This is a genomic window from Shigella sp. FJ200513 (genome assembly GCF_040495915.1).
GTDB lineage: Bacteria > Pseudomonadota > Gammaproteobacteria > Enterobacterales > Enterobacteriaceae > ECMA0423.
In genome coordinates this window covers 1-7,531 of sequence record NZ_JBDYCV010000145.1, presented here as the reverse complement: position 1 = coordinate 7,531, position 7,531 = coordinate 1, and the positions used below count along the sequence as shown (strand labels likewise).

The window sequence follows — 7,531 nt, the reverse complement described above, 5'->3', positions numbered from 1 at the left end:
GATGGAAATGGAAGCCACGCAAGCACCTTAAAATCACCATCATACACTAAATCAGTAAGTTGGCAGCATTACCCTTTACGCCGACTGAATACAGTACCAAAGGAAAGCCAAATATTATCGTACTAACCATGGATGATCTTGGTTATGGACAACTTCCTTTTGATAAGGGATCTTTTGACCCAAAAACAATGGAAAATCGTGAAGTTGTCGATACCTACAAAATAGGGATAGATAAAGCCATTGAAGCTGCACAAAAATCAACGCCGACGCTCCTTTCATTAATGGATGAAGGCGTACGTTTTACTAACGGCTATGTGGCACACGGTGTTTCCGGCCCCTCCCGTGCCGCAATAATGACCGGTCGAGCTCCCGCCCGCTTTGGTGTCTATTCCAATACCGATGCTCAGGATGGTATTCCGCTAACAGAAACTTTCTTGCCTGAATTATTCCAGAATCATGGTTATTACACTGCAGCAGTAGGTAAATGGCACTTGTCAAAAATCAGTAATGTGCCGGTACCGGAAGATAAACAAACGCGTGACTATCATGACAACTTCACCACATTTTCTGCGGAAGAATGGCAACCTCAAAACCGTGGCTTTGATTACTTTATGGGATTCCACGCTGCAGGAACGGCATATTACAACTCCCCTTCACTGTTCAAAAATCGTGAACGTGTCCCCGCAAAAGGTTATATCAGCGATCAGTTAACCGATGAGGCAATTGGCGTTGTTGATCGTGCCAAAACACTTGACCAGCCTTTTATGCTTTACCTGGCTTATAATGCTCCGCACCTACCAAATGATAATCCTGCACCGGATCAATATCAGAAGCAATTTAATACCGGTAGTCAAACAGCAGATAACTACTACGCTTCCGTTTATTCTGTTGATCAGGGTGTAAAACGCATTCTCGAACAACTGAAGAAAAACGGACAGTATGACAATACAATTATTCTCTTTACCTCCGATAATGGTGCGGTTATCGATGGTCCTCTGCCGCTGAACGGGGCGCAAAAAGGCTATAAGAGTCAGACCTATCCTGGCGGTACTCACACCCCAATGTTTATGTGGTGGAAAGGAAAACTTCAACCCGGTAATTATGACAAGCTGATTTCCGCAATGGATTTCTACCCAACAGCTCTTGATGCAGCCGATATCAGCATTCCAAAAGACCTTAAGCTGGATGGTGTTCCCTTGCTGCCCTGGTTGCAAGATAAGAAACAAGGCGAGCCACATAAAAATCTGACCTGGATAACCTCTTATTCTCACTGGTTTGATGAGGAAAATATTCCATTCTGGGATAATTACCACAAATTTGTTCGCCATCAGTCAGACGATTACCCGCATAACCCCAACACTGAGGACTTAAGCCAATTCTCTTATACGGTGAGAAATAACGATTATTCGCTTGTCTATACAGTAGAAAACAATCAGTTAGGTCTCTACAAACTGACGGATCTACAGCAAAAAGATAACCTTGCCGCCGCCAATCCGCAGGTCGTTAAAGAGATGCAAGGCGTGGTAAGAGAGTTTATCGACAGCAGCCAGCCACCGCTTAGCGAGGTAAATCAGGAGAAGTTTAACAATATCAAGAAAGCACTAAGCGAAGCGAAATAACTAAACCTTCATGCGGCGGATTTTTCCGCCGCCTTATTGAGCGAGATAGCGATGCACGTTACAGCCAAGCCCTCCAGTTTTCAATGTAATCTCAAATGTGATTACTGTTTTTACCTTGAAAAAGAGTCGCAGTTTACTCATGAAAAATGGATGGATGACAGCACTCTGAAAGAGTTCATCAAACAATATATCGAAGCGTCTGGCAATCAGGTCTATTTTACCTGGCAAGGCGGTGAACCCACTCTGGCTGGCCTGGATTTTTTCCGTAAAGTTATTCACTATCAACAACGCTATGCAGGCCAAAAACGTATTTTTAATACATTACAAACGAATGGCATTTTATTGAATAATGAATGGTGTGCCTTTCTCAAAGAACATGAATTTCTGGTTGGTATCTCGATCGATGGCCCCCAGGAGTTACATGACCGTTACAGACGCAGTAATTCAGGTAACGGTACTTTTGCAAAAGTGATAGCAGCCATCGAGCGTCTGAAATCATATCAAGTAGAGTTTAATACGTTAACCGTCATTAATAACGTTAATGTCCATTATCCTCTTGAGGTTTATCATTTTTTAAAATCTATCGGCAGTAAACATATGCAATTTATCGAATTGCTAGAAACCGGGACGCCGAATATTGATTTCAGTGGTCATAGTGAGAACACATTCCGTATCATTGATTTTTCTGTGCCTCCCACGGCTTATGGCAAGTTTATGTCAACCATTTTTATGCAATGGGTTAAAAACGATGTGGGTGAAATTTTCATTCGTCAGTTTGAAAGCTTTGTCAGCCGTTTTTTGGGGAATGGGCATACAAGTTGTATTTTCCAGGAGTCCTGCAAGGATAATCTGGTTGTTGAAAGTAATGGAGACATTTACGAATGCGACCATTTTGTCTATCCACAGTACAAAATTGGAAACATTAATAAATCTGAACTCAAAACGATGAACAGTGTACAACTGACAGCGCAAAAAAAACGGATTTCAGCGAAATGTCAGCAATGTGCATATAAACCTATCTGCAATGGCGGTTGTCCTAAGCATCGTATTACTAAAGTAAACAATGAGACTGTTTCTTATTTTTGCGAAGGTTATAAAATCCTTTTTTCAACCATGGTACCTTATATGAACGCCATGGTTGAGTTAGCTAAGAACAGAGTACCGCTTTACCACATTATGGATGTTGCAAAACAAATGGAGAATAATTAATAACGCTCTCTTTTAACTCCATTCTTAGCCTCCTTCTTATGACCTTAACAAGGCACCCGACATAAATTCCTGTCGGGTGTTTCGTCATCATCATCTTCCCTTGCGAAAATCCTGGCTTACGTGGTATGCGTCAGGGCATTAGCAATACCCTTGATTATCAATAGCATAACCATAACCACTGAAAATTAAAAATTTCTATATATTTCATATTGTTAAATGATGCTTAAATAAATTTCATCAGTAAATCATTGCCATAGATAATCATTGGATGGCACAATCAATTTTCGCTAATGATAACCATTCCCATTACGTTTTGTATGTTGATAGCAAAGTATCTCTGTCTGCTGAAGCCCTTTTGGCTGCGTAAGAATAATAAAACTTCAGTGTTGTTAATCATTATTATCCTCGCAATGATCCTTGGCGTGGTTAAAATTCAGGTCTGGTTAAACGACTGGAATAATGATTTTTTCAATGCGCTAAGCCAGAAAGAAACCGATAAGCTTTGGCAGCTCGTTCTTTGGTTCCCTGCCCTGCTGGGGATCTTTGTATTAATATCCGCAAACAAAACATGGTTAATTAAACTACTGACTATTCGCTGGCGCGAATGGTTAACAGATTACTACCTTAATCGCTGGTTTGCAGATAAAAACTACTACTTCACGCAGATCTACGGCGAGCATAAAAATACAGATAACCCTGACCAACGTATCGCTGAAGACATTCTCTTACTGATCAACAAAACGCTCAGTCTTTCATTTGGCTTCATCCAGTCACTTAGCATGCTGATCACCTTTACCGTTATTCTTTGGCAAAGCGCGGGTACGCTCTCATTCACTGTTGGTGGAACAGAATGGAATATCCAGGGGTATATGGTCTATACCGTCGTGCTCATTGTGATCGGTGGAACTTTATTTACCCATAAGGTGGGTAAACGTATTCGTCCGCTTAATGTGGAAAAACAACGTAGCGAAGCGACATTTCGAACTAATCTTGTGCAGCATAATAAGCAGGCAGAACTGATTGCGCTAAGCAATGCTGAGTCTCTACAACGCCAGGAGTTGCGCGACAATTTTCATACCATTAAAGAGAACTGGCATCGTTTAATGAATCGTCAGCGGTGGCTTGATTACTGGCAAAATATTTATTCGCGCTCGCTTAGCGTTCTTCCCTACTTTCTGTTATTGCCGCAGTTTATTAGCGGGCAGATCAATCTGGGCGGACTGATGAAATCGCGCCAGGCATTTATGCTAGTATCGAACAATTTAAGCTGGTTTATTTATAAATATGACGAACTTGCTGAACTGGCTGCGGTTATCGATCGCTTGTATGAGTTCCATCAACTCACTGAATAGCGCCCTACGAATAAGCCTAAAAATTGCCAACATGCGGTACAAGTGGCTAATGCGAGTATTCGTACGCCTGATAATAAGATCATATTAGAGAACTTGAACTTTCATGTTTCGCCAGGCAAATGGCTATTACTGAAAGGCTACTCTGGTGCGGGAAAAACCACACTGCTTAAAACATTATCCCACTGCTGGCCGTGGTTTAAAGGTGATATTTCTTCTCCTGCTGACAGTTGGTATGTGTCACAAACACCGTTAATCAAAAGCGGCTTACTGAAAGAGATTATTTGTAAAGCACTTCCCCTGCCCGTAGACGATAAATCGTTGAGCGAAGTACTGCATCAGGTTGGTCTGGGAAAATTGGCTGCGCGTATTCATGACCACGATCGCTGGGGAGATATTCTTTCCAGCGGCGAAAAACAACGTATCGCCCTGGCACGATTAATTTTACGACGTCCGAAATGGATATTTCTTGACGAAACTACCTCTCATCTTGAGGAACAAGAGGCTATACGCTTACTGCGTTTAGTGCGTGAAAAACTACCCACAAGCGGCGTCATTATGGTTACACATCAACCCGGTGTCTGGAACCTGGCTGATGATATTTGTGACATTAGCACGGTTTTATAACAACAATAAAAGCCCTGCTGTACGGAGATATAAATAAATGAAGCGAGTTCTTATTCCTGGCGTCATTTTATGTGGCGCTGATGTGGCGCAGGCCGTCGATGACAAAAACATGTACATGTATTTTTTTGAAGAGATGACGGTCTATGCTCCTGTCCCTGTACCCGTAAACGGCAACACGCATTACACCAGTGAAAGCATCGAGCGTTTACCGACCGGGAATGGCAATATCAGCGATCTGCTGAGAACCAACCCTGCGGTACGCATGGATTCAACGCAAAGTACCTCGTTGAACCAGGGAGATATTCGCCCTGAGAAAATCTCTATTCACGGTGCGTCGCCCTACCAGAATGCCTATTTGATTGACGGTATTAGTGCAACTAATAACCTGAACCCAGCGAATGAGTCCGATGCCAGTAGTGCAACCAATATTAGCGGGATGTCACAGGGGTATTATCTTGATGTCAGCTTACTGGACAATGTGACGCTTTATGACAGTTTTGTGCCGGTTGAATTTGGTCGCTTCAATGGCGGGGTAATTGATGCAAAGATCAAACGCTTCAACGCTGATGATAGCAAGGTGAAATTGGGTTATCGCACTACGCGTTTGGACTGGTTAACATCGCATATCGATGAGAATAACAAGAGCGCATTTAATCAAGGTTCTTCAGGAAGTACCTATTTCTCTCCAGATTTTAAAAAGAACTTTTATACCTTGTCGTTTAATCAGGAGCTGGCTGATAACTTTGGCGTTACCGCCGGTTTATCGCGCCGCCAGTCTGATATCACCCGCGCGGATTATGTTTCGAATGACGGCATTGTCGCCGGTCGGGCACAGTATAAAAACGTTATCGATACTGCATTGAGCAAATTTACCTGGTTTGCCAGCGACCGCTTTACCCACGATTTAACCTTAAAATATACCGGCTCCAGCCGTGATTATAATACCAGCACCTTCCCGCAGTCTGATCGCGAAATGGGTAATAAATCCTATGGTCTGGCATGGGATATGGATACGCAACTCGCATGGGCCAAACTACGTACCACCGTTGGTTGGGATCATATTAGTGATTATACCCGTCACGATCATGACATCTGGTACACCGAACTTTCATGTACATATGGTGATATTACAGGGCGTTGTACCCGTGGCGGATTAGGACACATTTCCCAGGCTGTAGATAATTACACCTTCAAAACACGCCTGGACTGGCAAAAATTCGCCGTGGGTGATGTTTCGCATCAACCCTACTTCGGCGCGGAATACATCTATTCCGATGCATGGACTGAACGCCATAACCAGTCTGAATCCTATGTGATTAATGCTGCAGGAAAGAAAACTAACCATACCATTTACCATAAAGGTAAAGGCAGCCTGGGAATTGACAACTACACGCTGTATATGGCGGATCACATTAGCTGGCGGAATGTGTCGTTAATGCCCGGTGTGCGTTATGACTATGACAACTATCTGTCAAACCACAATATCTCCCCGCGCTTTATGACGGAATGGGATATTTTTGCTGATCAAACCTCAATGATTACCGCCGGTTATAACCGTTACTATGGCGGGAATATTCTTGATATGGGATTACGTGATATCCGCAATAGCTGGACGGAATCGGTATCAGGTAATAAAACCCTGACGCGTTATCAGAATTTGAAAACGCCTTATAACGATGAACTGGCAATGGGATTGCAGCAAAAAATCGATAAGAACGTTATTGCACGCGCAAGTGAAGCGCATGATCAAATCAGCAAAAGCAGTCGTACCGACAGCGCGACTAAAACCACCATTACTGAATATAACAACGATGGCAAAACCAAAACGCATTCGTTTAACCTCAGTTTTGAACTGGCCGAACCCCTGCATATCCGCCAGGTAGATATTAACCCGCAAATTGTCTTTAGCTATATCAAGAGCAAGGGCAACTTGTCGTTAAACAATGGTTATGAGGAGAGCAATACCGGTGATAACCAGGTGGTTTATAACGGTAATCTGGTCTCTTACGATAGCGTTCCAGTGGCAGATTTTAATAACCCATTAAAGATCTCCTTAAACATGGATTTCACGCATCAACCGAGCGGGTTAGTGTGGGCGAATACGCTGGCCTGGCAAGAAGCGCGTAAAGCTCGCATTATCCTTGGTAAGACAAATGCGCAATACATCAGCGAATATTCAGATTACAAGCAGTATGTTGACGAAAAACTGGATAGCAGCCTGACCTGGGACACCCGCTTGTCCTGGACGCCACAATTTCTGAAACAACAAAACCTGACGATCAGTGCCGATATTCTCAATGTACTGGATAGCAAAACCGCTGTTGATACAACGAACACCGGTGTGGCGACCTACGCCAGTGGCCGTACTTTCTGGCTTGATGTCAGCATGAAATTTTAATAGTTCGGATTTTACTTAACCGGGTAAATTCGCCCGGTTTTCGCATGGAGATAATTATGAGAAACCTCTGTTTCTTACTGACGTTAGTGGCAACTCTGTTGCTCCCCGGGCGGCTGATTGCCGCCGCCTTACCGCAGGATGAAAAGTTAATTACCGGGCAACTGGACAATGACTTGCGATATATGATTTATCCGCATGCTCATCCAAAGGATCAGGTAAATTTATGGCTGCAAATTCATACCGGTTCATTGCAGGGTAATGACTCCAACTTACTGATAGTGTTTTATGTTCAGATAATGCCCGATGACCTTGTCATGCAGCTCCACCGA

At 43.2% G+C, this 7,531-nt stretch carries 4 protein-coding genes and 2 pseudogenes; 5 read left to right on the top strand and 1 reads right to left on the bottom strand.

Annotated elements, in window-relative coordinates; translation table 11 throughout:
- The first annotated feature begins 59 nt into the window (after positions 1-59).
- Both ABZJ92_RS19670 and ABZJ92_RS19665 read left to right on the top strand, forming a co-directional pair.
- Complete coding sequence (locus ABZJ92_RS19670) at positions 60-1,619, top strand: sulfatase-like hydrolase/transferase (RefSeq protein WP_014532257.1); 1,560 nt, start codon at positions 60-62, stop codon at positions 1,617-1,619.
- A 51-nt stretch (positions 1,620-1,670) separates the two neighbouring features.
- The gene (locus ABZJ92_RS19665) at positions 1,671-2,828 is read left to right on the top strand and encodes an anaerobic sulfatase maturase (RefSeq protein WP_011069392.1); all 1,158 of its coding nucleotides are present in this window, start codon (positions 1,671-1,673) and stop codon (positions 2,826-2,828) included.
- Here ABZJ92_RS19665 and ABZJ92_RS19660 read toward each other — a convergent pair.
- The gene (locus ABZJ92_RS19660) at positions 2,794-2,916 is read right to left on the bottom strand and encodes a protein YneP (RefSeq protein ID WP_120795387.1); all 123 of its coding nucleotides are present in this window, start codon (positions 2,914-2,916) and stop codon (positions 2,794-2,796) included. The two genes, ABZJ92_RS19665 and ABZJ92_RS19660, sit on opposite strands and share 35 nt — an antisense overlap.
- A gap of 202 nt (positions 2,917-3,118) precedes the next feature.
- On the opposite strand from ABZJ92_RS19660, the pseudogene ABZJ92_RS19655 reads away from it, so the two are divergent.
- The 3 genes and pseudogenes from ABZJ92_RS19655 to ABZJ92_RS19645 form a co-directional block, all read left to right on the top strand.
- A pseudogene (locus ABZJ92_RS19655) lies at positions 3,119-4,804 on the top strand (ABC transporter ATP-binding protein/permease).
- 37 nt (positions 4,805-4,841) lie between these two features.
- Positions 4,842-7,202 (top strand): TonB-dependent receptor plug domain-containing protein, encoded by a 2,361-nt coding sequence (locus ABZJ92_RS19650; protein ID WP_000832507.1) that lies wholly within the window; start codon positions 4,842-4,844, stop codon positions 7,200-7,202.
- Positions 7,203-7,258: 56 nt separating this feature from the next.
- A pseudogene (locus ABZJ92_RS19645) lies at positions 7,259-7,501 on the top strand (hypothetical protein); the annotation flags it as partial.
- Positions 7,502-7,531 lie beyond the last annotated feature (30 nt).